The organism is Pseudomonas sp. CYM-20-01, assembly GCF_023169845.1.
Classification (GTDB): Bacteria; Pseudomonadota; Gammaproteobacteria; order Pseudomonadales; family Pseudomonadaceae; genus Aquipseudomonas; species Aquipseudomonas azotoformans.
On sequence record NZ_AP025169.1, the window covers coordinates 4424932 to 4448177 of the forward strand.

Below are 23246 nucleotides of genomic sequence, written 5' to 3' on the forward strand. Positions count from 1 at the left end.
AGCAGGTCATCGTATAACTTCTGCTTGACAGCGCCTGAAAACCTCGCAAATATCGCACCCAATGTTGTACGACAACGTATAACAAATAATAAAAACAACAAAAGAAAGGGAGCTTCACTGTGAGTTCACTCGCCCGCAATTCCTCCGTCCGCCTGGGTTTTATCGGTCTCGGCAGCCTGGCCTTCACCTTGCCCCTCACCGCTTCGGCCGAAGGCTTCGTCGACGATGCCAAAGCCACGCTCAATCTGCGCAACGCCTACTTCAACCGCAACTTCACCAACCCCAGCAACCCCCAGGGCAAGGCCGAAGAGTGGACGCAGAACTTCATCCTCGATGCCAAGTCCGGCTACACCACAGGCACGGTGGGCTTCGGCATTGATGTGCTGGGCCTGTATTCGCAAAAGCTCGATGGCGGTAAAGGCACCGGCGGTACGCAGTTGCTGCCGATCCACAGCGATGGCCGCCCGGCCGATAACTTCGGGCGCCTTGGCGTAGCACTGAAAAGCAAATTATCGAAGACTGAACTGAAGGTCGGCGAATGGATGCCGGTACTGCCGATCCTGCGCTCCGACGATGGCCGTTCCCTGCCCCAGACCTTCCGTGGCGGCCAGGTCACGTCCAATGAGATCGCCGGCCTGACCCTCTACGGCGGCCAGTTTCGCGGCAACAGCCCGCGCAATGACGCGAGCATGGAAGACATGTTCATGAACGGCAAAGCCGCGTTCACCTCCGACCGTTTCAATTTCGGTGGCGGCGAATACAGCTTCAACGACAAGCGCACCCAGGTCGGTGTGTGGTACGCCGAACTCACCGACATCTACCAGCAACGGTATTTCAACCTGACCCACAGCCAACCCGTGGGCGACTGGACCCTGGGCGCCAACCTTGGCTTTTTCACCGGCAAGGAAGACGGCAGCGCGCTGGCTGGCGACCTCGACAACAAGACCGCCTTCGCCCTGCTCTCGGCCAAGTACAACGGCAACACCTTCTATGTGGGCCTGCAGAAACTCACCGGCGACAGCGTGTGGATGCGGGTCAACGGCACCAGCGGCGGCACCCTGGCCAACGACAGCTACAACGCCAGCTACGACAACGCCAAGGAGAAATCCTGGCAGGTGCGCCATGACTTCAACTTCGTGGTGCTCGGTATTCCCGGGCTGACCCTGATGAACCGCTACATCAGCGGCAGCAACGTGCACACCGGGGCGATCACCGATGGCAAGGAATGGGGACGCGAATCGGAGTTGGCCTACACCGTACAGAGTGGCGCGCTGAAGGATTTGAACGTGCGCTGGCGCAACTCGACCATGCGTCGGGATTTCAGCAATAACGAGTTCGACGAGAACCGCCTGTTCATCAGCTATCCGATTTCACTGCTCTAAAGGTGACAGAAGCAGTGCGACGATTCGCACTTGCCCCCCGTGGCGGCGGACCAGAGGCCTATCTGCTGCCTGACACACTGCCATCGGGGGCAAGCCCCCTCCCACATTTGAGCATTGCCAGCCTGAAGGGCGTTGACAAGCCTGGGAATCAATAACGATACTTCGGCAAAGTCATACGACAACCTACAACAACAATGGAACCTACATGACCACCCTCACCACCCCGCCCGTTCCATTCAACCGCCTGCTGCTCACCGGTGCCGCCGGCGGCCTCGGCAAAGTCCTGCGCGAACGCCTGCGCCCTTACGCCCACGTGCTGCGCCTGTCGGATATCGCCAACATGGCGCCGGCCGCCGACGCGTCCGAAGAAGTGCAGACCTGCGACCTCTCCGACAAGCAAGCCGTGCACCACCTGGTGGAAGGCGTCGACGCCATCCTGCATTTCGGCGGCGTATCGGTTGAGCGTTCGTTCGAAGAAGTGCTCGGCGCCAATATCTGCGGGATTTTCCATATCTACGAAGCCGCCCGCCGCCACGGCGTGAAGCGTGTGATCTTCGCCAGCTCCAACCACGTGATCGGCTTCTACAAGCAGGGCGAACAACTCGACGCCCACTCGCCACGCCGCCCGGACAGCTACTACGGCTTGTCCAAGTCCTACGGCGAAGACATGGCCAGTTTCTACTTCGACCGCTATGGCATCCAGACCGTGAGCATCCGCATCGGCTCGTCGTTCCCGGAGCCGCAGAACCGCCGCATGATGCACACCTGGTTGAGTTTCGATGACCTGACCCAACTGCTCGAACGCGCCTTGTACACGCCCAACGTCGGCCACACCGTGGTGTATGGCATGTCGGATAACCTCGACACCTGGTGGGACAACCGCTACGCCGCCCACCTGGGCTTTGCGCCCAAGGACAGCTCCGAAGTGTTCCGCGTCCAGGTCGAGGCCCAGCCGCCCGTGGCTGCCGATGATCCGGCCAAGGTCTACCAGGGCGGCGCGTTCTGCGCGGCCGGCCCCTTCGGTGATTGACCCATGAACGCCGAATTGATTGTCGACGCCCGCAACGCCGTGGGCGAATGCCCGGTGTGGGTGCCCGAGGAAAATGCGCTGTATTGGGTGGATATTCCCAACGGCGGCCTGCAACGCTGGAGCACCACCACCGGCCATCTTGCCGCCTGGAAAGCGCCGCAGATGCTCGCCTGTATCGCCCGCACCGATGCCGGCAACTGGGTCGCCGGGATGGAGAGCGGCTTTTTCCAGCTTACCCCGTACAACGACGGCAGCCTCGACACCACGCCCTTGGCTGAAGTAGAACACCCCCGCGCCGACATGCGCCTGAACGACGGCCGCTGTGATCGCCAGGGCCGCTTCTGGGCCGGCAGCATGGTGCTGAACATGGGCTTGAATGCGCCCGAGGGCATCCTCTATCGCTACGCATCCGGCGCCGTGCCCTATGCACAACTGGACGGTTTCATCACCCTCAACGGTCTGGCATTCAGCCCGGATGGCCGTACGATGTACGCCTCGGACTCACACCCCTTGGTGCAACAGATCTGGGCCTTCGACTACGACATCGACACCGGCACGCCCTCCAACCGCCGCGTCTTCGTGGACATGCACAACTACCTCGGTCGCCCCGACGGCGCGGCGGTAGACGCAGAAGGCTGCTACTGGATCTGCGCCAACGACGCCGGCCTGATCCACCGTTTCACCCCCGATGGCCGCCTCGACCGCTCCCTCACCGTACCGGTAAAAAAGCCCACCATGTGCGCCTTCGGCGGCAGCCGCCTGGACACCCTGTTCGTCACTTCGATCCGTGACGACCAGAGCCCCCAGTCGCTGTCCGGCGGCGTGTTTGCCCTCAACCCCGGCGTTGTCGGATTGCCGGAGCCCACGTTCACCCTCTAGCTGCATCGCTGTGCCTTGAATACAACAATAACAAGACAGGAATGAACCCCCATGGACTTCAAACGCACCTTGCTCGCCGCTGCATGCTTCTCCCTCGCCAGCGCCGCCCACGCCCTGGAAATCAAGTTCGCCGACATCCACCCCGCCGGCTACCCCACCGTCGTCGCCGAAGAAAACATGGGCAAGGCCCTGACCAAGGAAAGCAACGGCGAACTGACCTTCAAGTACTTCCCCGGCGGTGTGCTGGGCTCCGAGAAAGAAGTGGTCGAACAGGCCCAGGTCGGCGCGGTCCAGATGACCCGTGTCAGCCTCGGTATCGTCGGCCCGGTGGTGCCGGACGTGAATGTGTTCAACCTGCCGTTCGTGTTCCGTGACCAGGCGCACATGCGCAAGGTCATCGACGGCGAGATCGGCGATGAGATCCTCGCCAAGATCACCGATTCGGAATTCGGCCTAGTGGCCCTGGCCTGGATGGACGGCGGAACGCGCAACCTCTACACCAAGAAACCGGTGCGCAAGATCGAAGACCTCAAGGGCATGAAGATCCGCGTGCAAGGCAACCCATTGTTCATCGAAGCCTTCAATGAAATGGGGGCCAACGGCATTGCCATGGACACCGGCGAGATCTTCAGCGCCCTGCAGACCGGGGTGATCGACGGTGCAGAAAACAACCCGCCGACCCTGCTCGAACACAACCACTTCCAGAACGCCAAGTACTACACCCTCACCGAACACCTGATCCTGCCCGAGCCCATCGTGATGTCGAAAATCACCTGGAACAAGCTCACTCCCGCCCAGCAGGACATGGTGAAGAAAGCCGCCAAGGCCGCCCAGGCGGACGAGCGCGTGCTGTGGGACGCCAAGTCCGCCAGCAGTGAAACCAAGCTCAAGGCCGCCGGCGTGGAGTTCATTACTGTCGACAAAAAGCCCTTCTATGACGCCACCGCGCCGGTTCGCGCCAAATACGGCGCGGCGTACGCCGACATCATCAAGCGTATCGACGCCGTTCAGTAACACCCTCCTTCTCTAGCAAGGCCCGGCGCGGTCGGTATCGACGCGCCCGGTTACGGTGAACGCCATGAAGAATTTACTGCTGCGCATCAACGACCGCCTGTACATGACCTGCATCTGGGTCGCCGGCCTCTCGGTACTGGGGGTCGCGCTGATCATCCCCTGGGGCATCTTCGCCCGCTACGTCCTCGGCACCGGCGCCAGTTGGCCGGAGCCCACCGCCATCCTGCTGATGCTGATCTTCACCTTTATCGGCGCCGCCGCCAGCTACCGCGCGGGTGCGCATATGTCGGTGGCGGTAGTGACTGACCGCCTGCCGCCACGCCAACGCCACATCGCCGCTATCGTCGCGCAACTGCTGATGGCCACCATCTGCCTGTTCATGACCGTGTGGGGCACCAAGTTGTGCCTGTCCACCTGGAACCAGTTCATGAGTGCCATCCCCACACTGCGCGTAGGCATCACCTATATGCCGATCCCGATCGGTGGGCTGCTGACCCTGGTGTTCGTACTGGAAAAACTCCTGCTCGGCGACCAGAGCCAGCGGCGCGTGGTGCGGTTCGACCTGGTGGAAGAAAACGAAGGGGCTGCCTGACATGGATGCATTGATTCTGTTGGGCAGTTTTATCGCCTTGATCCTGCTGGGCATGCCAGTGGCCTATGCCCTGGGAATGTCGGCACTGATCGGCGCGTGGTGGATCGACATCCCGTTCCAGGCCTTGATGATCCAGGTGGCCGGGGGCGTGAACAAGTTTTCGCTGATGGCGATTCCGTTCTTTGTACTGGCCGGGGCGATCATGGCCGAGGGCGGCATGTCACGTCGCCTGGTGGCGTTTGCCGGGGTATTGGTGGGTTTTGTGCGCGGCGGTTTGTCCCTCGTCAACATCATGGCCTCGACGTTTTTCGGCGCCATCTCCGGTTCGTCGGTGGCCGATACCGCCTCGGTCGGCTCGGTGCTGATCCCGGAAATGGAGCGCCGTGGGTATCCACGGGAATTTGCCACCGCCGTGACCGTCAGCGGTTCGGTGCAGGCGTTGCTGACGCCGCCCAGCCATAACTCAGTGCTCTACTCCCTGGCCGCCGGCGGCACGGTGTCCATCGCCTCGCTGTTCATGGCCGGCGTGGTGCCGGGCCTGTTGATGAGCGCCTGCCTGATGGTGCTGTGCCTGATCTTCGCGAAAAAGCGTAACTACCCCAAGGGCGAAGTCATCCCCTTGAAGCAGGCGCTGAAGATCGCCGCAGATGCCCTGTGGGGCCTGATGGCCATGGTGATCATCCTCGGCGGCATCCTCTCGGGCATCTTCACCGCCACCGAATCGGCCGCGATTGCCGTGCTGTGGGCGTTCTTCGTGACCATGTTCATCTACCGCGACTACAAATGGCGCGAGCTGCCCAAGCTGATGCACCGCACGGTGCGCACCATTTCCATCGTGATGATCCTGATCGCCTTCGCCGCCAGCTTCGGCTACATCATGACCCTGATGCAGATCCCGGCGAAAATCACCACGGCGTTCCTGACCCTGTCGGACAACCGCTACGTGATCCTGATGTGCATCAACGTCATGCTGCTGTTGCTCGGCACGGTGATGGACATGGCGCCGCTGATCCTGATCCTCACGCCGATCCTGCTGCCGGTGGTGCTCGGGCTCGGTGTCGACCCGGTGCACTTCGGCATGATCATGCTGGTCAACCTCGGCATCGGCCTGATCACCCCGCCGGTGGGCGCGGTGCTGTTCGTGGGCGCCGCGGTGGGCAAGGTGAGCATTGAAAAAACCGTGAAGGCACTGCTGCCGTTCTATGCGGTGCTGTTCCTGATCCTGATGGCGGTGACCTACATTCCGGCGCTGTCATTGTGGCTGCCGAGCGTGGTGCTGTGATGCTGATCGAACTGGAAGACAACCTGACCCACCTCACCCTGGCCCCGGCCGTGGGTGGCAGCATCGTCAATTGGCGCGTGCGAGCCAGCGGCCAGCCATTGTTGCGCCACAGCGACCAACAGGCCCTGGACACGGGCCTGCCGGGCAAACTCGGCTGTTATCCGCTGGCACCCTGGTCCAACCGGATCGCCGAAGGGGGTTTCGATAACCCCGACGGCTGGCTGGCGCTCACGCCGAACAGCCTGACCGACCCACTGCCCATTCACGGGTCGGCCTGGCAACAAGCGTGGCAGGTGGTCAGCCAGTCGGCGAACGAAGTGGTGCTGCAACTGGTGTGCGACACACCGTTCGCCTATCGCGCTGAGCAGCGGTTTTGCTTGCGCGACGGCGAGCTGAGCATCACGTTGCGGGTGACCCATCTGGCGGACAAACCGGCGTGGCACGGCTTGGGATTGCATCCCTACCTGCCGCGCACAGCGCAAACGCGGTTGCAGGCCAAGGCCTCGCAGGTGTGGATGAGTGCCCCGTCGAAACTGCCCACGGAGCTGGCACCGGTACCCGCCGCCTGGGATTTCCAGACGTTGAAGACCTTGCCGGAAGGCCTGGTGGACAACGGTTTTTGTCAGTGGGATGGACATTGCCTGATCGAGCAACCGGAGCTGGGCTATGCCCTGGAGTGCCAGGCCACCGGCGCCGACTACTTCCTGCTGTACTGCCCGCCGGGGCTGGGGTTCTTTTGCATCGAACCGGTGAGTCATCCGGTGAATGCCCATCACCTGGCGGGGCGGCCGGGCCTGAAACTGCTGGAACACAATCAGTCGGTGCAACTCCATTTCAACTTGAAATACATCCAACATGTGGGAGGGGGCTTGCCCCCGATGGCGGGGAATCAGTAATCCATTGGGTGGCTGACACACCGCTATCGGGGGCAAGCCCCCTCCCACAGTTTTGATTTGCGTTGTGTCAGGGTGGAGCGTTTTTCAGGCGCCCAGCCGTGTCGATACTGACGACCACCGACAACCCAGGCCGCAACCGCTCGCTCTCGGCCTGGTTCGGGTCCACCGTGATCCGCACCGGCACACGCTGGGCAATCTTCACGAAGTTGCCGGTGGCGTTGTCCGCCTGCAACAGGCTGAACTCCGAACCGGTGGCCGGGGAAATATGCTGCACCGTGCCGTGGAATTTGCGGTGGTTCAAGGCATCCACCGTAAAGGTCACCGGCTGGCCGACCTGCACGTTGTCCATCTGGGTTTCCTTCATGTTGGCAATCACCCACAGCTGCGGCGGCACCAGCGCCATCAGTTGCGCGCCGGAGTTGACGTAGGCCCCCAGGCGCACGCCAATCTGCCCCAACTGACCGTCACGCGGCGCAGTGATGCGGGTGTTGGACAGGTCGATACGCGCCAGCTCCACCGCGGCCTCGGCACTCGCTACGGCAGCTTCCAGGGAGCCACGGTTGACGATCACTGTCTGCAAGTCCTGTCGTGCGATTTCCAGGCTGGCCTGGGCTTGCGCCACGGCGGCGATGGTCTGTGCATTGGCCGCGCGGGTCACGTCCAGTTCGCGCTTGGACACCGAGCCGTCGCTGATCAGTTCTTCATTGCGGCGCAAATCGGCCGTGCTTTTGCGCGCCTGTGCCTGGCTGTCCACCAAGGCTGCCTGGCGCAACTTGATGGTCGCTTCGGCGCTGTTGCGCTGCTGCACCACATTGGCCAGCGAGGCCTTCTGCACCGCCAGTTGCGCCAGCGCCTGGTCCAGGCGCTGTTTGTAGATCCGGTCGTCGAGGCGCACCAGCAGGTCGCCGGCCTTCACGTATTGGAAATCCTGAACCGGCACTTCAAAAACATAGCCGCTCAGTTGCGGGCCGATGATCGTCACCTGCCCACGCACCAGGGCGTTCTCGGTGGTTTCCACGGCGCTGCTGAACGGCGGCAACTGCCAGGCATACAACACGATCAGCACCCCGACAATGGCAATCGCGGCAAACCCCAGCGATGAGACGATGCGCACCCGCAGGGAACGTGGCTCGGTGACCGAGGCGCCTGGCGGCGTGGTGCCTTCCGGGGTGGCGGCGATGGCGTTGGTGGTCGGGTGGTGGAAGTCGGTTCGGTCATGAAGAAGCGCCGCTGGGTTGAACGGGAGGGGCTGCTGTTTTGGTCGTGCTCATCAGCCACAGGCTGCGGATAAAGATCCAGATCATGGTCAGTATCGCGATGATCGCGATCAGCATGAAGACATCGTTGTAGGCCATCACGTTCGCCTCGCGGGTCGCCGCCGTGGCCAGGCTGCGAATGCCCATGAGGTTGCGCAACTCGGGGTCGGCGACAATGCCGCCATAGGCCGAACCGCCGCTCGATACCCGCGCGGCCACACGCGGATCGAGCAGGGTCAAGTGCTCGACGATCATGCTGGAGTGATATTTCTCGCGCACGATCTGGAACGTGCCCAGCAACGCCGCGCCAATCAGGCCGCCGAGGTTCTGGCAGATACCGAACATCACCGAGAAACTCACCAGGTTGCGCGGGTTGGTCAGCACGTTCTTCGTGCCCAATACCATGGTCGGTCCCAGGAAGAACGTACCGCCGAAGCCTAGCAGGAACTGGCTGATATACAGGTTCTGCGGCCGGGTCAGGTTGCTGGAAAAACTGTCCATCACCGACCCGGTGGCCATCAGTGCCAGGGAAATCACCAGCGGCATCAACAGGTGCGCCGGGTTGATGGTCAACGCACTCACCGCCAGCCCTGCAATCGCCCCGGCCAGCATCACCACGTACAGGGTGTGCATCTGCTGGTAGCTCATGTTCAACATCTGCATGAAACCCACGGCGCCGGTGGACTGCTCGGACAACACCATGCGGATCAGGATCACCGCCAGCGCCAGGCGGATCATCACGCCGCTGCCCAGCCAGCGGGTCATCAGCATCGGGTTGGCGCGGTTATGCTCGATGGCCAGCCCGGCCATGATCAGCACCAGGGAACAGGCCGAGGCGATGCCGATCCACGGTGCTTCCAGCCACCAGTCGATGCGACCCAGGGACAGCACGGCGCAGAGCAAGGCGACACCGGTGGCAAGGATGGCGAAGGTGACGAAGTCGAGTTTTTCAAAGGTCTTGAAGCGGTCGCCGGGCGGCAACTTGAGCAGGAACACGCAGCCCAGGCAGATCAGCGCCAGGCCCAGCTCGAACAGATACAGCCCGCGCCATTCGGCGATTTGCAGCAGGTCTTCGGAGAACAGCCGTGCCAATGGCAAGGCCAACTGCGCCGTGCCCAACCCCAGCACCAGGGACTTCAAGCGCCACTTGGCCGGGAAGGCCTGGATCATGTAGTACAAACCCAGCGAACTCAGCGCCGCGCCCACCATGCCATGGGCCGCGCGCACCGCGATGGCCGAGCTGAGGTCGTTGACGAACAGATGGCCGAAGGTTACCAGGGCGTACAGCACCAGGAACACCTCGGTAAATGCACGCAGCCCGAACTGCTGGCGGAACTTCACCAGCAGCAGGTTCATGCACACATTGGTCATCACATAGGCGGCGGGCAGCCAGGCCATTTCGGCGGTGGTCGCGCCCAGTGCACCTTGCAGGTATTGCAGGTTGGCGATGACCAGCGCGTTTCCCAACCCGCCAGTAATCGCCACCAGCACGCCCACCATCGCGAACAGCCAACGCTTGTGCGTCGGGTGCAGCGGCGTAGACGGCGAACCGGGCAGGCTCGGGCGCTCGTGGGGCTCCCAGGTGTGGGGGGTGTATTTGTTCATTCGATGACTCAGGTAAACCCATACTCAGAGACAGTAAACCTGAGCGGAGTTCATCTTGCCATGTCGAGGGCATAATTGATGCGAAGAACAGGCATCACCTGAAATGTGCGAGGGCAAGTCGACTCGTCGCCCTGCCCCCCTGGGATGTCCTGCGTATTCAGATCCAGCCGAGCCAACTCCAGTAGGTCGCAGCGAATACCAGCATCAACAGGTAGCCAACCAGCGTCACCAGAACCCCCACCTTGGCGAACTGCCGCGCCGTGAACGTCCCGGTCCCCAGGCACACCATGTTCTGCGGCGCATTGATCGGCAGGATAAACCCGTAGCTCATCACAAACCCCAAGAGCATGGTCATGCCCAACCGGCTGAAATCCCCCGGCAAGGTCTGCAACACCGCGATCAGGATCGGCAGCAACGCCGAGGTCAACGCGGTGGCGCTGGCGAAGCCCAGATGGATCAGGATCAGGAACGCACCAAGAATCGCAAACACACCCAGCGGCCCCACCTGGTCAAGCCCGGTATGCGCCACCACTTGCGCGCCCAGCCATTGCCCGGCCTGGGTGGTCAGCAGCGCCGTTCCCAGGCTGATGCCTACCCCGAACACGATCACCGTTCCCCACGGAATGCGCGACTGCACATCCTTCCAGGTCATCACGCCGATACCCGGCAATAACAGGAACACCAGGCCGGCGTAGGTGGTCGAGGTGGTGTCGAAACTGTGCAGGCGCCCTTCCGTGGCCCAGGCCAGTAGCAGCAACACCGAAACGCTCAACAGGCGCTTCTGCGCGCCGGTCATCGGCCCTATCTCCACCAGCGACTGCGCCACCGCCTCTTTACCGCCGGGGATGCTGTCGGTCTCCGGCGGCAGCAACTTGAGCACGAGGAACAGCAACACCGCCGACATGATCAACGCCCACGGCGCGCCGGCAATCAGCCAGTCGATCCACGACACGCGCTGGCCAAGCATCTTGTCCATGAAACCGACGGTGAGCAGGTTCTGCGCGGCGGCGGTCTGGATGCCGACGTTCCAGATGCTGGTGCCCTGGGCCACCACGATCATGATGCCGGCGGCGATATTCGAGCGTTTGTCCACGCCGAACGCGGCGATCACACCCATCATGATCGGCACCACGCAGGCACTGCGCGCCGTGGCGCTGGGCACCACGAGGCTGAGCAGCACCGTCACCGCAATCGCCCCCAGCAGGATGCGCCGGGTGCTGGTGCCGACCCGGCTCAGGGTCACCAAGGCGATACGCCGGTCCAGGCCGGTGTGGGTCATGGCTGCTGCGATAAACAGCGCCCCGGCCACCAGCGCCAGCGCCGGGTTGGAAAACCCGGTGAGCGCCATGCTGATCGCCGGGCTGGTGCCGATCACATGCGCGGGGTCCTGCAACGACGGCGCGGTGCCCAGCAGAAAGGCCATCAGCGACGTGATCATGATCGCACTGGCTTCATAGGACACCGCTTCGGCGATCCACACCACCACGGCAAACGCGAGGATCGCCAGCATGCGGTGCCCGGCGACCGGCAAGTCGGCGGGCACCGGCAACAGCAGCACCCCGGCCATCACCAACACGGCGACGACCAGGCCCAGGGGTAATTTGAAAGATGCCGCACTCATGGGCCACTCCAAGGCTCTAGATCAAGCCTTGAGCATGGGCTAAAAGCACCTGCGACGTGTTGACCTAGGCCAACAACTGGCTCAACACGGCCCGCAACTTGCCGGGTTTGACCGGCTTGTTCAGCAACGGCGCTTCCAACCGGCGCAACGCCCTACGGCACTGGTCGGTGCGGTCGGCAGTAATGATCACGGCCGGGATGTTCAGTTCGAAATGCTCACGCAGGTGCTTGACCACCGCACACCCCACCACCCCATGGTCGAGGTGATAATCGGCCAGGATCAGTTCCGGCGCCCTGCCCTCCAACGCCAGCAACGCTCCGGCCTGGTCGGTGGCGGTGACCACATCACAGCCCCATTGCCCGAGTAGCGCGCGCATGCTGTCGAGGATGCTCACCTCGTTGTCGATCACCAGCAGACGCCGTCCCGGCAGCGGGTTGCCGGTGGTCGGCTGGGCTGGCAACTGGCTGATCGGCAGAGGGATCTCGGTGCTCAACGGCACCTCGATACTGAACATCGAGCCACGTCCCGGCCACGAGCGTACGGCGATGGGGTAACCCAGGATCTCGGCGATCCGCTCGACAATCGCCAGCCCCAGCCCAACGCCTTTACGGTCCGCTGCGCGGCCGACGTCGAGCTGGTTGAACTCGAGGAAGATCGCCTCCAGCCGGTCCTGCGCAATCCCGCGCCCGGTGTCCCAGACCTCCAGGCGCAGGCAATCGCCACGCTTGCGCGCGCCCAACAGGATGCAACCTTCGTCGGTATAGCGGCAGGCATTGCTGAGGAAGTTACGCAAAATCCGCGTCAGCAAGCGCAAGTCGGTGCTGATCGCATAGCAGCCCGTGTGCACCCGCAGGTTCAACCCCGCCGCCTGGGCCACCGACTGGAACTCCGAGACCAGCGGCGCGAACAGTTCGTCGAGGCGGTACAGCGCCACATCCGGCTTGACCGCCGCCTGGTCGAGCCGCGAGATGTCCAGCAAGTCGGTGAGCAAGTCCTCGGCGCCCTCCAGCGCCTGATGCGTGCGCTCCACCAGCACCTGCTCGACGCTGGGCAACTGCCGTTCGCGCAAGGTGGCAATCAACAAGCGTGCGGCGTTCAACGGTTGCAACAGGTCGTGGCTGGCGGCGGCGAGGTATTTGTCCTTGCTGCGGTTGGCGGCCTGGGCGGCGTCGCGGGCGTCGCGCAGGTCCTGTTCGATCTGCTCGCGCTGGGCGATCTGCTGTTGCAGGTTGTGGTTGGCTTCCAGCAGTTCATCGGTGCGTGCGGCGACCCGCTGCTCCAACTCGTCATTGAGACGGATATAGCGCTTGCGCTCAGCCTCCAGCTCATCCAGCCGCGCCGTGAGTTCCGGGTAATGGCTCTTGCGCGCCGACTGGTCGCCCAGCCCCAGCAACCCGGCGAGTGCGCGTTGCTGGTCGTCAGAGAGCTTCGCCATAGACGACCTCGACGTCACGCTGGCTCGACTCCCTCGGGTTGGTGAGGATGCACGGATCGCCCATCGCATGCTGGGACAGGAACGGAATATCCGCCACGCGCACGCCATGCAGGCCCAGGGTTTCGTGGAAGCCGATCGCCCGCTTGAGCGCGATCAAATGCTCCACCAGCCGCGCGCAGATCTGCCGGTGATTGAGGCCGCGACAGTCGATGCCAAACGTCTCGGCAATCACCTTGAAACGCTCCGGCGCCGAGCTGTAGTTGAACGCCACCACATGCTCCACCAGCACCGCGTTGCACAGCCCATGGGGCAGGTCGAGGAAGCCGCCGAGGCTGTGGGACATCGCGTGCACCGCGCCGAGGATCGCGTTGGAGAACGCCAGACCGGCCTGCATGCTGCCGAGCATGATCTTCTCGCGCAGGGCGATGTCCGTGGGGTTGGCGATCATCTGCACCAGGTTGCCGTTGATCAGGCGCATCGCCTCCAGCGCATGGGGGTCGGTGAGTGGGCCATGGCCGGTGGAAACGAACGCCTCGATCGCATGCACCAACGCATCGATGCCGGTGCAGGCAGACAGGAACGGGTCCATGCTGGCCGTGGTTTCCGGGTCGATCAGCGACACATCCGGCACTACCGCCTTGCTGACGATGGAGAACTTCATGCGTTCCTGCTGGTTGGAAATGATCACGAACTGCGAGACATCCGCCGAGGTGCCGGCGGTGGTGGGAATCAGGATCAGCGGCGGGCTGGGCACGCGAATGGTGTCGACGCCTTCGAACTCAAGGATGCTGCGCCCGTGGGCCACCACAATGCCGATGGCCTTGCCGCAGTCCATGGGGCTGCCGCCGCCGATGGCGACGATCACATCACAGTGATGTTCACGGTACACCTCGGCGCCGGTCATTACCTCTTCGACACGCGGGTTGGGCGAGACGGCGCTGTACAGGCAGTAGTCGATGCCGAGGGCTTGCAGGCTGGCTTCCACATCGGCCACCCAACCGGCGGCGATCACGCCGGGGTCGCTGACCACCAGCACCTTGCGCGCGCCGAAGGTCTTGGCGTAGTTACCGACGTTGTGCCGGCAACCGGCTCCAAAGATGATTTCAGGCGAGACGAATTTACGCAGGAGGCTCAGATTTGGGCTCATTGGAAAGCCTGTTTTTATTATTTTGGAAGAATGCGCTCCACACTAACCGATCCGGCTGCGAATGCAATCAGACCAAAGAGGCATCCTTCCGACAGTACCCGCGATCAACGGCTAGCGAAGTACATGGTCACTTCGAAGCCGATACGCAGGTCGGTAAATGCAGGTTTGGTCCACATGGGGGCAGTCCTCGGGTTGGGCCGGAAGATTCCGGTGGGGTCATTAATGCATGGGGGGATGGGGTAGCGAATGCTACTTTCGAACGATGCGGCGCCTGCATTGGTAGCGAATGGACGCCGATCAAAATGTGGGAGGGGGCTTGCCCCCGATGGCAGCGCGTCAGTCAACATTTATGTCAATGACACACCGCTATCGGGGGCAAGCCCCCTCCCACAGGGGACCGCGTTGCAATCAGAGGGTCAGAAGAAGCCCAGCGGGTTGATGTCGTAGCTCACCAGCAGGTTCTTGGTCTGTTGGTAATGGTCGAGCATCATCTTGTGGTTCTCACGCCCGACGCCAGACTTTTTATACCCACCAAACGCCGCATGCGCCGGGTACAGGTGATAACAGTTGGTCCACACGCGACCGGCCTTGATCGCCCGGCCCATGCGGTAGGCGCGGTTGATGTCGCGGGTCCACAGGCCGGCGCCCAGGCCGAACTCGCTGTCATTGGCAATCGCCAACGCTTCGGCTTCGTCCTTGAAGGTGGTCACGCCCACCACCGGCCCGAAGATTTCCTCCTGGAACACACGCATCTTGTTGTGGCCCTTGAGCAGGGTCGGCTGGATGTAATAGCCGCTGGACAGGTCGCCTTCAAGGCGCTCGGCTGCGCCGCCGGTGAGCAGCACCGCGCCCTCCTCCTGGGCGATCTTCAGGTAGGAGAGGATCTTGTCGTATTGCTGCTCGGACGCCTGGGCGCCGACCATGGTCTCGGTGTCCAGCGGGTTGCCGCGCTTGATCTTGACGATCTTCTTCATCACTTCGGCCATGAACGGTTCGTAGATCGACTCCTGCACCAAAGCCCGCGACGGGCAGGTGCACACTTCGCCCTGGTTGAAGAACGCCAGCACCAGGCCTTCGGCGGCTTTCTCGATGAACTGCGGCTCGGCCTGCATGATGTCTTCAAAGAAGATGTTCGGCGACTTGCCGCCCAGCTCCACGGTGGACGGAATGATGTTCTCGGCCGCCGCATGCATGATGTGCGCGCCCACCGGGGTGGAACCGGTAAAGGCGATCTTGGCGATGCGCTTGCTGGTGGCCAGCGCCTCCCCGGCTTCGCGACCAAAGCCCTGCACGATGTTCAGCACGCCGGGCGGCAGCAGGTCGCCGATCAGCTCGGCAAACACCATGATCGACAGCGGCGTCTGCTCGGCCGGCTTGAGCACGACACAGTTACCGGCGGCGAGTGCCGGCGCGAGTTTCCACGCGGCCATCAGCAATGGGAAGTTCCACGGGATGATTTGCCCGACCACGCCCAATGGTTCGTGAAAATGATAAGCCGCTGTGTGCTCGTTGATCTCGGCGGCGCCGCCTTCCTGGGCACGGATACACCCGGCGAAGTAGCGGAAATGGTCGGCGGCCAGGGGCACGTCGGCGTTGAGGGTTTCGCGCACGGCCTTGCCGTTGTCCCAAGTCTCGGCCACGGCCAGCACTTCGAGGTGTTGCTCGATACGGTCGGCGATTTTCAGCAGCACCAGGGCGCGGTCCTGGGCCGAGGTCTTGCCCCAGGCATCGGCGGCGGCGTGGGCGGCGTCGAGGGCCTTGTCGATATCGGCGGCGCTGGAGCGCGGGAACTCGGCGATGACGTCACCGGTGACCGGCGAGGTGTTGGTGAAGTACTCACCGTTGATCGGCGCGACGAACTCACCGCCGATGTAATTGCCGTAGCGCGGCTTGAAGCTGACGATGGCGCCGGGGGTGCCAGGTTGGGCGTAGATCATGGTGAGGCCTCTGCTTATTGTTGGGTGTTGATGGGCTGCATCTGGGTGCGTTCGTAGTGCGGGTACAGGTGGGTCACGCTGCGGGTCAGTTCATAGCGGCTCAGGTTGATGCCCGCGAATCGCTCGGGGATCGGGCTGCGGATCAGCTCTGGCATGTCGCTGCCATGGGCTGCCCCGTCGCGTAGCAATTGATCGAGCCAGGTGAGGTAGTCACGCATCTGTTCGAAGGGTTTGGCGTCGGTCGCAATGGGGCCGTGGCCGGGCACGATCAGGGTCCACGGCAAGCCTTGCAGAGTGGCGATATCCGCCAGCCAGATCGCCAGCCCCGGTGAATGGGGCGTGGTGAGTGCGCGCTGGTAGAACACCAGGTCGCCGGCAAACAGCACGCCGGTCCTGCGGTCGAGGATCGCCAGGTCGGCGCCGGTATGGCCGCGCAGGTGCAGCAGTTGCAGGTCGTGGCTGCCGAAGGTTATCAGCCCCGCTTGCAGGGCTTCGTTGGGCAACACCACTTCGGTGCCACGCATCCAGTCACCCACCATGCGGTACAGGTTCTCGGCCATGCTGTCGCCCTGCTCATGCAGCAAATCCTTGGTGCCGGCCAGGGCGCCAATCGGTACATCCTTGAAGGCTTGGTTGCCCAGGGCGTGGTCGGGATGGTGGTGCGTCAGCAGCACCTGGATCACCGGTTTGTCGGTGACACGGGCGATGGCCTGGCGCAGGGCTTCGCCGTAGCGCCTGGACGGCCCGGTGTCGATCACCACCACGCCGGGCTCGGTGACGATGAACCCGACATTGACGATATTGCCGCCATTGTCCCTGGTGAAGTTGTCGGTGCTGCCTTCCAGCAGCCAGGTGTTATCGGCGATCAACCGAGGTTTGAGGACGTAATCCAGGTCCGCCAGCACCGGCAGGCTGAACAGCAGCAGCCACAGCACAATCCAGCGCAGGCTCATGGGATGGCCGCCTCGAACTGGTTGCCGCTGGTGTCGCGCAGGGTCAGGCGCGTGGGCTCGCGGCCTTCGATGTCGAAGGCCAGGCTGGGGTTTTCGCTGACGGCGGGGAACAGTTCCAGGCGTGCCAGCAGTTGGTTATCTGCGCCACGCAGCTCGGCCTGATGGATAAAGAATTCGGGAATACCGCTGATCATGCCGTTATCCATCGGATGGGCAACTTGCAGTTTCACGCGGCTGAACTCGGCACGCGGGTAACGGCCGCCGAGCACTTCGCCCAGGTGTTCTTCCCAGCCGGGTTGGGTGCGCACCACGCTGGGCGCGGTGCAGCCGCCACCGGCGGCATCGATCAGGGCCGAGCCGACATGCCACATGCCATCCCGGGTGAGCACCGCTGCACGCAACGGCGTGGCCTGTTCGATACGAATCCGCAGCGACAGCCACGGCAGTACTGGCCCCAACGGCTGGAAATCGACGATCTGCGGCAGCGGGTTCAGCTCGGCCCAGGCAAGGATCTTCACCACGTCCCCCTTGAAGGCGCGGGCGTCGATCTCCAGCGGCACCTGGCGCGCATCCTCGGCGAACGGCGGCGCCAGGAGCTTCACCCGCTCGTCGAAAACAAACGGTGCATTGTCGAGAAAGCGCTGGTGATAGTAGGCCCACATCACCGAGGGCACCGGGTCCACGGGCGCGCCCCAGGCCAGCATCGGCACACAGCACAACCACCACCCGCGCAGGCCCATGGCTTACTCCTCGACGTGCACGCTGTCGAGGTAGGTACGCACCGCCCACAGGGCTTCCTGGCTGAGGTAGTCGGCCATTTTCGGCATGTACACCCGGCCATCGCGCACGGCGCCGTGGCGCACGCGCTCCACAAACCATTCATCGCCGGCGTCGCCGGCATCGAGCATGCGCAGGTCGGGAGCGATGCCACCGGACTTGGCTTCCAGGCCATGGCACGCCGCGCAGTTCTGGTTGTAGGCCGACGCACCGACCTCCACCGCCTTGTCATGCTCGGGTGTGGTGCGATAGGGGTTGGTGGCGGCCCAGCCATCGGCGTCCAGCGGTACGCCGGCGTCCTTGATCGGGGTGAGGCCTTTGGTTTCCACGGCGGTGGGCGTCACGTTGCCGTGGGCCCAGGCGGAACCTGTACTGATTGCACCGGCGAGCAGGCAGGCGGTGATCAAGGCGTTGCGTTTTGTTGTCATTATTTTTTCCCTCGGGAGTGCACGCAAAACCTCTTGGCAGAGGCTATGGCAACCATCTTAGGAAGCCCCTGGCGACACCCGTATGCTGCTTTGGTGGGCGGGTTCTCATCCGTTGGTAGCAGGCCTTGTGGGGCACTGCTAAATCAGAGGCGGTTCGGGAAATTGTCCCGGCAACACCGGGACTTTTTCCGTATTCGCAACGGCGTTCACATCGCACCCTGTGCAGGCCATAACCTCCACTGGGAACTGCAACCATGACAATAAGATCGCTACCCGCCCTCTCGCCGCTGAGCCTTGCCGTGCAGGCCTTCCTGCTGGTCGGCAGCCTGTCCTTGAGTGCGGCCAGCTTCGCCGCCGCCGAGCCTGCCAAACAGACCCGCAACGTCACCTGGGAAGACATCGCCAACGACCACCTGACCACCCAGGACGTGCTGCAATACGGCATGGGCACCAACGCCCAGCGCTGGAGCCCGCTGGCGCAGGTCAACGACAAGAACGTGTTCAAGCTCACGCCGGCCTGGTCCTATTCGTTCGGCGATGAGAAGCAGCGTGGCCAGGAATCCCAGGCCATCGTCAGCGACGGCGTGGTCTACGTCACTGGCTCCTATTCCCGGGTGTTCGCCCTCGATGCAAAGACCGGCAAACGCCTGTGGACCTACAACCACCGCCTGCCCGACAACATTCGCCCGTGCTGCGATGTGGTCAACCGGGGCGCGGCGATCTTCGGCGACAAGATCTATTTCGGCACCCTCGACGCGCGCCTGATCGCCCTCGACAAGAACACCGGCAAAGTGGTGTGGAACAAGAAATTCGGCGACCACGCCGCTGGCTACACCATGACCGGCGCCCCGGTGCTGATCAAAGACAAGGTCAGCGGCAAGGTGCTGCTGATCCACGGCAGCTCCGGCGATGAATTCGGCGTGGTTGGCCAGCTGTATGCGCGCGACCCGGACACCGGCGAAGAGGTGTGGATGCGCCCGTTCGTGGAAGGCCACATGGGCCGCCTGAACGGCAAGGACAGCACCCCGACCGGCGACGTCAAGGCGCCTTCGTGGCCGGATGACCCGACCACCGAAACCGGCAAGGTCGAGGCCTGGAGCCACGGCGGCGGCGCGCCTTGGCAGAGTGCGAGCTTCGATGCCGAGACCAACACCATCATCGTTGGCGCCGGCAACCCCGGCCCGTGGAACACCTGGGCGCGTACATCGAAGGACGGCAACCCCCACGATTTCGACAGCCTCTACACCTCCGGCCAGGTCGGCGTCGACCCCAGCACCGGCGAAGTGAAATGGTTCTACCAACATACCCCGAACGACGCCTGGGACTTCTCCGGCAACAACGAACTGGTGCTGTTCGACTACAAGGACAAGGATGGCAAGGTCATCAAGGCCACCGGCCACGCCGACCGCAACGGCTTCTTCTATGTGGTCGACCGCAACAACGGCAAGCTGCAGAACGCCTTCCCGTTCGTCGACAACATCACCTGGGCCAGCCACATCGACCTGAAGACCGGCCGCCCCGTGGAAAACGAAGGCCAGCGTCCAGCCAAGCCATTGCCGGGCGAAACCAAGGGCAAGCCGGTGGAAGTCTCGCCGCCGTTCCTGGGTGGCAAGAACTGGAACCCAATGGCCTACAGCCAGGACACCGGGCTGTTCTACATCCCGGGCAACCAGTGGAAAGAGGAGTACTGGACCGAAGAGGTCAACTACAAGAAGGGCTCGGCGTACCTGGGCATGGGCTTTCGCATCAAGCGTATGTATGACGACCACGTCGGTACCCTGCGGGCGATGAACCCGACCACCGGCAAGGTGGTGTGGGAGCACAAGGAACACCTGCCGTTGTGGGCCGGCGTACTGGCGACCAAGGGCAACCTGGTGTTCACCGGCACCGGCGACGGCTTCTTCAAGGCCTTCGACGCGAAAACCGGCAAGGAGCTGTGGAAATTCCAGACCGGCAGCGGCATCGTCTCGCCGCCGATCACCTGGGAACAGGATGGCGAGCAGTACATCGGCGTGACAGTCGGCTACGGCGGCGCGGTGCCGTTGTGGGGCGGCGACATGGCGGAGCTGACCAAGCCGGTGGCACAGGGTGGGTCGTTCTGGGTGTTCAAGATCCCGAGCTGGGACCTGAAAACCGCTCAGAAGTAACCTCACCCTATATGCCGGGGTCATCCTTTGTGGCGAGCGGGCTTGTCCCGCGTTGGGCTGCGAAGCGGCCCCCGGCTTTTCTCCAGCCCCAACGAGCCGTCAGGTTTTGGGGCTGCTGCGCAGCCCAACGCGGGGCAAGCCCGCTCACCACAGCAAGCCCGCTCACCCCAGGATCCCCAGAGGTCTCGCGATGAAATATCTGCCCTTTTTAATCCTGCTATCCCTGCCCTTGGCTCACGCCGACGAGGGCGACGACGCCCCCCTGGTCATCAACGGCTGTACCATTGCCGAACACAGCCAATGCCCCGGCGCCCACCTCAAGGGCGCCAACCTGAGCAATCAAGACTTAAGCAAAATGAACCTGGCCGGCGCCGACCTGCGCGACGCAGACCTGCGCCACGCCAACCTCGACCTGGCCAACCTGGAAAAAGCCCAGTTGCAAGGCGCCAACCTGACCCGCGCCAGCCTGCAACAAGCCAACATGCGCCTGGCGGATTTCACCGGTGCCACGCTGATGGCCGTGCAAGGCTGGGGGCTGTTTGCCCAGGGCGCACAATTTGAAAACGCCAACCTCAGCGCCGCCTACCTGCAATTTGCCCGGCTGTCGGGGGCGAAGCTGCACCAGGCCAACCTGCGGGCGGCCGACCTGGAAATGACCTGGCTGAGCAAGGCCGACCTACAAGGTGCCGACCTCAGCGACGCCAACCTGCAAGAAGCCAAGTTCGGCGAAAGCAATCTGGAGAAAGCCACCCTCACCGGCAGCCGCCAGCACTATGCGAATTTCCAGGATGCGAACATGGAAGGTTGCAAGGACTGCCCGACCACCTGGGACCGTTAACCCGCCACCCGCACCACCCCCATGTCGATACCCAAATGCACCAACTCGGCATGGGAACTCACCTGCAACTTACTCTTGAGCAAGGTCAGGTGATTGGACACGGTCTTGCTGCTGATACTCAACTGAGCGGCAATTGCCCGCGCCGGGGTGCCCTTGGCGAGCATCAGGAAAATCTCCAGCTCACGCTGGGTCATGCTTTGCAGGCGCCGGTCGGTGGGGTGGTACGCCAGCTGGGTGGCCAGGTCCTGTTCGATATAGGTGTGGCCGTCAAGAATGCGCTCCACCGCATCCAGCATCACCGCCGGCAACGCGCTTTTGGTCAGGTAGCCGGACGCACCGGCCTCCAACGCCTGGCGCACCAAGGGCAACTCAGCATGCTGGCTGAAAAACAGCACGCGCAATTGCGGCAAGCGCTGGCGCAGGCGGCGGGTGGTTTCCAGGCCGCTGATCCCCGGCAGGCCGAAGCCGATGATCACCAGGTTTGGCACCGCTTCGTGCACCCGCGCCAAGGCATCCTCGCCACTCGCCGCTTCGCGCACCACCACACCGGGCAGCCCGCTGCGCAATAGCCCGGCGTAACCCAGGCGGACCACGGCGTGATCATCGACCAGCAGGATATTCATAGTGCCTCCAATGGCGGTGCCTCTGGCCATGCTAGAACCCCGGGGACCAATGGGACCTACTACTTTGGTACTGGTTTTGCTGTCTATCGTCGCATTCCCAAGGCAGCAGGACTGGCGTGTAATGGGCGCATAACGATAAGGATTGGATCCGCCATGCTGCCCGCTCGACTGCCCCTTGCGGCACTGTTGTGCCTGTTCATCACGTACGTACAGGCCGACACGCCACTGTTTTCCGCCGATGGCTACCGCACCAGCCTGTACCGCAGCCCCACGCCCGATCAACTGCCCGGGGCGATCATCGTCGACACCCCTGCCCTGCAAACCCTGTTGACCCAGACGCCCGCACCGGTACTGATCGACGTGTACCGCCGCCCGTGGCTACAGGGCCGCTTCATCGAAGACCAGCCCCACGCCAACCTGCCCGGCAGTCACTGGCTGGCCAATACCGGCGACGGCGACCTCACGCCCGAGTGGCAAGGTTACTTTGTGCGCCACCTGTACAAGTACACGGGCGGCAACCTGGCCCGCCCGCTGGTGTTCTACTGCCGCGCCGATTGCTGGCTGAGTTGGAACGCGGTAAAACGGGCCGCCAACCTGGGCTATACCACTGTGTATTGGTACCGCGATGGCTTGGACGCATGGGAAGCGGCAAACCTGCCAGTGATGGCTGCGACACCCGAACCCTTTGAATAAAAAACCACAACAAGAAGGTGAACGGCCATGTACAAAATTCTGATTGCCGACGATCACCCGCTGTTTCGCGAGGCGATCCACAACGTTATCAGCGACGGTTTCCCCGGCAGCGACGTGATGGAGACCGCCGACCTGGACAGCGCCCTTGCGCTGACCCAGGAACATGACGACCTCGACCTGATCCTGCTGGACCTGAACATGCCCGGCATGCACGGCCTCAACGGCCTGATCAACCTGCGCAACGAGTCGCCGACCATTCCGGTGGTGATCGTCTCGGCCGAGCAGGACAAACAGATCGTGCTGCAAGCTATCACCTACGGCGCGGTGGGCTTTATCACCAAGTCATCACCGCGCCTGCAAATGACCGAGGCGATCCAGCAGATTCTCAACGGCAATGTGTACCTGCCGCCGGACATCATCCGCACCCAGAAAAACACTGGGCAGCGGCGCATGAACGACAGCCCTGGGTTTGCCCCCGAGCTGTTGCAGGCGCTGACACGCAAGCAGCTGCTGGTGTTGGAGCGGATGACCAAGGGTGAGTCGAACAAGCAGATCGCCTATACGCTGGAGATTGCCGAGACCACGGTGAAGGCCCATGTGTCGGCGATTTTGCGCAAGTTGAATGTGCATAACCGCGTGCAGGCGATACTCAGTGCCGGAGATATCGATTTCGGCTCGTACCTGCGCCGCTGACGGTCTGACACACCACAA

General features: G+C 62.9%; 21 protein-coding genes and 1 pseudogene. 11 read left to right on the forward strand and 11 right to left on the reverse strand.

The features are described 5' to 3' along the window. Positions 1–119 precede the first annotated feature (119 nt). From M2497_RS19865 to M2497_RS19895, 7 genes are all read left to right on the forward strand, one after another. Positions 120–1382 (forward strand): OprD family porin, encoded by a 1263-nt coding sequence (locus tag M2497_RS19865; RefSeq protein ID WP_248482514.1) that lies wholly within the window; start codon positions 120–122, stop codon positions 1380–1382. 205 nt (positions 1383–1587) lie between these two features. Then, entirely contained in the window at positions 1588–2412 is an 825-nt protein-coding gene (locus tag M2497_RS19870) for an NAD(P)-dependent oxidoreductase (RefSeq protein WP_248482516.1), read from the forward strand. 3 nt (positions 2413–2415) lie between these two features. After that, positions 2416–3291, forward strand: coding sequence for an SMP-30/gluconolactonase/LRE family protein (locus tag M2497_RS19875; protein WP_248482518.1), 876 nt, complete (start codon positions 2416–2418; stop codon positions 3289–3291). Positions 3292–3342: 51 nt separating this feature from the next. Further along, on the forward strand, positions 3343–4305 hold the full coding sequence (locus tag M2497_RS19880; protein WP_071493518.1) for a TRAP transporter substrate-binding protein: 963 nt from the start codon (positions 3343–3345) through the stop codon (positions 4303–4305). 64 nt (positions 4306–4369) lie between these two features. Continuing rightward, on the forward strand, positions 4370–4897 hold the full coding sequence (locus tag M2497_RS19885) for a TRAP transporter small permease (RefSeq protein ID WP_248482520.1): 528 nt from the start codon (positions 4370–4372) through the stop codon (positions 4895–4897). A gap of 1 nt (position 4898) precedes the next feature. Continuing rightward, positions 4899–6179 (forward strand): TRAP transporter large permease, encoded by a 1281-nt coding sequence (locus M2497_RS19890; RefSeq protein ID WP_058426831.1) that lies wholly within the window; start codon positions 4899–4901, stop codon positions 6177–6179. Further along, the gene (locus tag M2497_RS19895) at positions 6179–7075 is read left to right on the forward strand and encodes an aldose 1-epimerase (protein ID WP_248482522.1); all 897 of its coding nucleotides are present in this window, start codon (positions 6179–6181) and stop codon (positions 7073–7075) included. Before M2497_RS19890 ends, M2497_RS19895 begins: the two co-directional genes overlap by 1 nt. A gap of 67 nt (positions 7076–7142) precedes the next feature. Here M2497_RS19895 and M2497_RS19900 read toward each other — a convergent pair. The 10 genes and pseudogenes from M2497_RS19900 to pedF form a co-directional block, all read right to left on the reverse strand. Further along, positions 7143–8293, reverse strand: a pseudogene (locus M2497_RS19900) (HlyD family secretion protein). Beyond that, positions 8290–9936, reverse strand: coding sequence for an MFS transporter (locus tag M2497_RS19905; protein ID WP_248482526.1), 1647 nt, complete (start codon positions 9934–9936; stop codon positions 8290–8292). Before M2497_RS19905 ends, M2497_RS19900 begins: the two are co-directional and overlap by 4 nt. Positions 9937–10093: 157 nt before the next feature. Further along, positions 10094–11557, reverse strand: coding sequence for a DASS family sodium-coupled anion symporter (locus M2497_RS19910; RefSeq protein WP_248482528.1), 1464 nt, complete (start codon positions 11555–11557; stop codon positions 10094–10096). Between the two features lie 64 nt (positions 11558–11621). Next, the gene (locus M2497_RS19915; RefSeq protein WP_248482530.1) at positions 11622–12992 is read right to left on the reverse strand and encodes a hybrid sensor histidine kinase/response regulator; all 1371 of its coding nucleotides are present in this window, start codon (positions 12990–12992) and stop codon (positions 11622–11624) included. Continuing rightward, positions 12976–14139, reverse strand: a complete 1164-nt coding sequence (ercA, locus tag M2497_RS19920) for an alcohol dehydrogenase-like regulatory protein ErcA (RefSeq protein WP_248482532.1) — start codon at positions 14137–14139, stop codon at positions 12976–12978. The genes M2497_RS19915 and ercA overlap by 17 nt, the downstream gene beginning before the upstream one ends. Positions 14140–14243: 104 nt before the next feature. Further along, entirely contained in the window at positions 14244–14315 is a 72-nt protein-coding gene (pqqA, locus tag M2497_RS19925) for a pyrroloquinoline quinone precursor peptide PqqA (protein ID WP_010209364.1), read from the reverse strand. Between the two features lie 240 nt (positions 14316–14555). Further along, positions 14556–16076 (reverse strand): aldehyde dehydrogenase family protein, encoded by a 1521-nt coding sequence (locus M2497_RS19930; protein WP_248482534.1) that lies wholly within the window; start codon positions 16074–16076, stop codon positions 14556–14558. Between the two features lie 14 nt (positions 16077–16090). Next, on the reverse strand, positions 16091–17023 hold the full coding sequence (locus M2497_RS19935; protein ID WP_248488230.1) for a quinoprotein relay system zinc metallohydrolase 1: 933 nt from the start codon (positions 17021–17023) through the stop codon (positions 16091–16093). Positions 17024–17025: 2 nt separating this feature from the next. After that, the gene (locus M2497_RS19940; RefSeq protein ID WP_248482536.1) at positions 17026–17769 is read right to left on the reverse strand and encodes a quinoprotein dehydrogenase-associated SoxYZ-like carrier; all 744 of its coding nucleotides are present in this window, start codon (positions 17767–17769) and stop codon (positions 17026–17028) included. A gap of 3 nt (positions 17770–17772) precedes the next feature. Beyond that, complete coding sequence (gene pedF / locus M2497_RS19945; protein WP_248482539.1) at positions 17773–18234, reverse strand: cytochrome c-550 PedF; 462 nt, start codon at positions 18232–18234, stop codon at positions 17773–17775. A 254-nt stretch (positions 18235–18488) separates the two neighbouring features. Between pedF and exaA the strand changes: the two genes are divergently transcribed. After that, positions 18489–20381 carry a PQQ-dependent methanol/ethanol family dehydrogenase gene (gene exaA, locus M2497_RS19950; RefSeq protein WP_248482541.1) on the forward strand — a complete coding sequence of 631 codons (1893 nt, stop codon included), beginning with the start codon at positions 18489–18491 and terminating at the stop codon, positions 20379–20381. A 190-nt stretch (positions 20382–20571) separates the two neighbouring features. Then, positions 20572–21219 (forward strand): pentapeptide repeat-containing protein, encoded by a 648-nt coding sequence (locus M2497_RS19955; RefSeq protein WP_248482543.1) that lies wholly within the window; start codon positions 20572–20574, stop codon positions 21217–21219. Here the strand turns inward: M2497_RS19955 and M2497_RS19960 are convergent. Next, positions 21216–21842 carry a response regulator transcription factor gene (locus M2497_RS19960; protein ID WP_248482545.1) on the reverse strand — a complete coding sequence of 209 codons (627 nt, stop codon included), beginning with the start codon at positions 21840–21842 and terminating at the stop codon, positions 21216–21218. The genes M2497_RS19955 and M2497_RS19960 overlap by 4 nt on opposite strands. A gap of 153 nt (positions 21843–21995) precedes the next feature. Between M2497_RS19960 and M2497_RS19965 the strand changes: the two genes are divergently transcribed. Continuing rightward, positions 21996–22535, forward strand: a complete 540-nt coding sequence (locus M2497_RS19965) for a PQQ-dependent catabolism-associated CXXCW motif protein (RefSeq protein ID WP_248482547.1) — start codon at positions 21996–21998, stop codon at positions 22533–22535. Positions 22536–22562: 27 nt separating this feature from the next. Continuing rightward, the gene (locus M2497_RS19970; RefSeq protein ID WP_058427587.1) at positions 22563–23228 is read left to right on the forward strand and encodes a response regulator transcription factor; all 666 of its coding nucleotides are present in this window, start codon (positions 22563–22565) and stop codon (positions 23226–23228) included. Positions 23229–23246 lie beyond the last annotated feature (18 nt).

What these genes read in the sequence shown, in the direction of transcription:
- exaA (WP_248482541.1), top strand. Translation starts at nt 18,489, where the DNA reads ATGACAATAAGATCGCTACCCGCCCTCTCGCCGCTGAGCCTTGCCGTG.
- M2497_RS19940 (WP_248482536.1), bottom strand. Translation starts at nt 17,769, where the DNA reads ATGGGCCTGCGCGGGTGGTGGTTGTGCTGTGTGCCGATGCTGGCCTGG.
- pedF (WP_248482539.1), bottom strand. Translation starts at nt 18,234, where the DNA reads ATGACAACAAAACGCAACGCCTTGATCACCGCCTGCCTGCTCGCCGGT.
- M2497_RS19915 (WP_248482530.1), bottom strand. Translation starts at nt 12,992, where the DNA reads ATGGCGAAGCTCTCTGACGACCAGCAACGCGCACTCGCCGGGTTGCTG.
- M2497_RS19880 (WP_071493518.1), top strand. Translation starts at nt 3,343, where the DNA reads ATGGACTTCAAACGCACCTTGCTCGCCGCTGCATGCTTCTCCCTCGCC.
- M2497_RS19885 (WP_248482520.1), top strand. Translation starts at nt 4,370, where the DNA reads ATGAAGAATTTACTGCTGCGCATCAACGACCGCCTGTACATGACCTGC.
- M2497_RS19960 (WP_248482545.1), bottom strand. Translation starts at nt 21,842, where the DNA reads ATGAATATCCTGCTGGTCGATGATCACGCCGTGGTCCGCCTGGGTTAC.
- M2497_RS19955 (WP_248482543.1), top strand. Translation starts at nt 20,572, where the DNA reads ATGAAATATCTGCCCTTTTTAATCCTGCTATCCCTGCCCTTGGCTCAC.
- M2497_RS19895 (WP_248482522.1), top strand. Translation starts at nt 6,179, where the DNA reads ATGCTGATCGAACTGGAAGACAACCTGACCCACCTCACCCTGGCCCCG.
- M2497_RS19910 (WP_248482528.1), bottom strand. Translation starts at nt 11,557, where the DNA reads ATGAGTGCGGCATCTTTCAAATTACCCCTGGGCCTGGTCGTCGCCGTG.
- M2497_RS19890 (WP_058426831.1), top strand. Translation starts at nt 4,899, where the DNA reads ATGGATGCATTGATTCTGTTGGGCAGTTTTATCGCCTTGATCCTGCTG.
- ercA (WP_248482532.1), bottom strand. Translation starts at nt 14,139, where the DNA reads ATGAGCCCAAATCTGAGCCTCCTGCGTAAATTCGTCTCGCCTGAAATC.
- M2497_RS19970 (WP_058427587.1), top strand. Translation starts at nt 22,563, where the DNA reads ATGTACAAAATTCTGATTGCCGACGATCACCCGCTGTTTCGCGAGGCG.
- M2497_RS19930 (WP_248482534.1), bottom strand. Translation starts at nt 16,076, where the DNA reads ATGATCTACGCCCAACCTGGCACCCCCGGCGCCATCGTCAGCTTCAAG.
- M2497_RS19905 (WP_248482526.1), bottom strand. Translation starts at nt 9,936, where the DNA reads ATGAACAAATACACCCCCCACACCTGGGAGCCCCACGAGCGCCCGAGC.
- M2497_RS19875 (WP_248482518.1), top strand. Translation starts at nt 2,416, where the DNA reads ATGAACGCCGAATTGATTGTCGACGCCCGCAACGCCGTGGGCGAATGC.
- M2497_RS19965 (WP_248482547.1), top strand. Translation starts at nt 21,996, where the DNA reads ATGCTGCCCGCTCGACTGCCCCTTGCGGCACTGTTGTGCCTGTTCATC.
- M2497_RS19870 (WP_248482516.1), top strand. Translation starts at nt 1,588, where the DNA reads ATGACCACCCTCACCACCCCGCCCGTTCCATTCAACCGCCTGCTGCTC.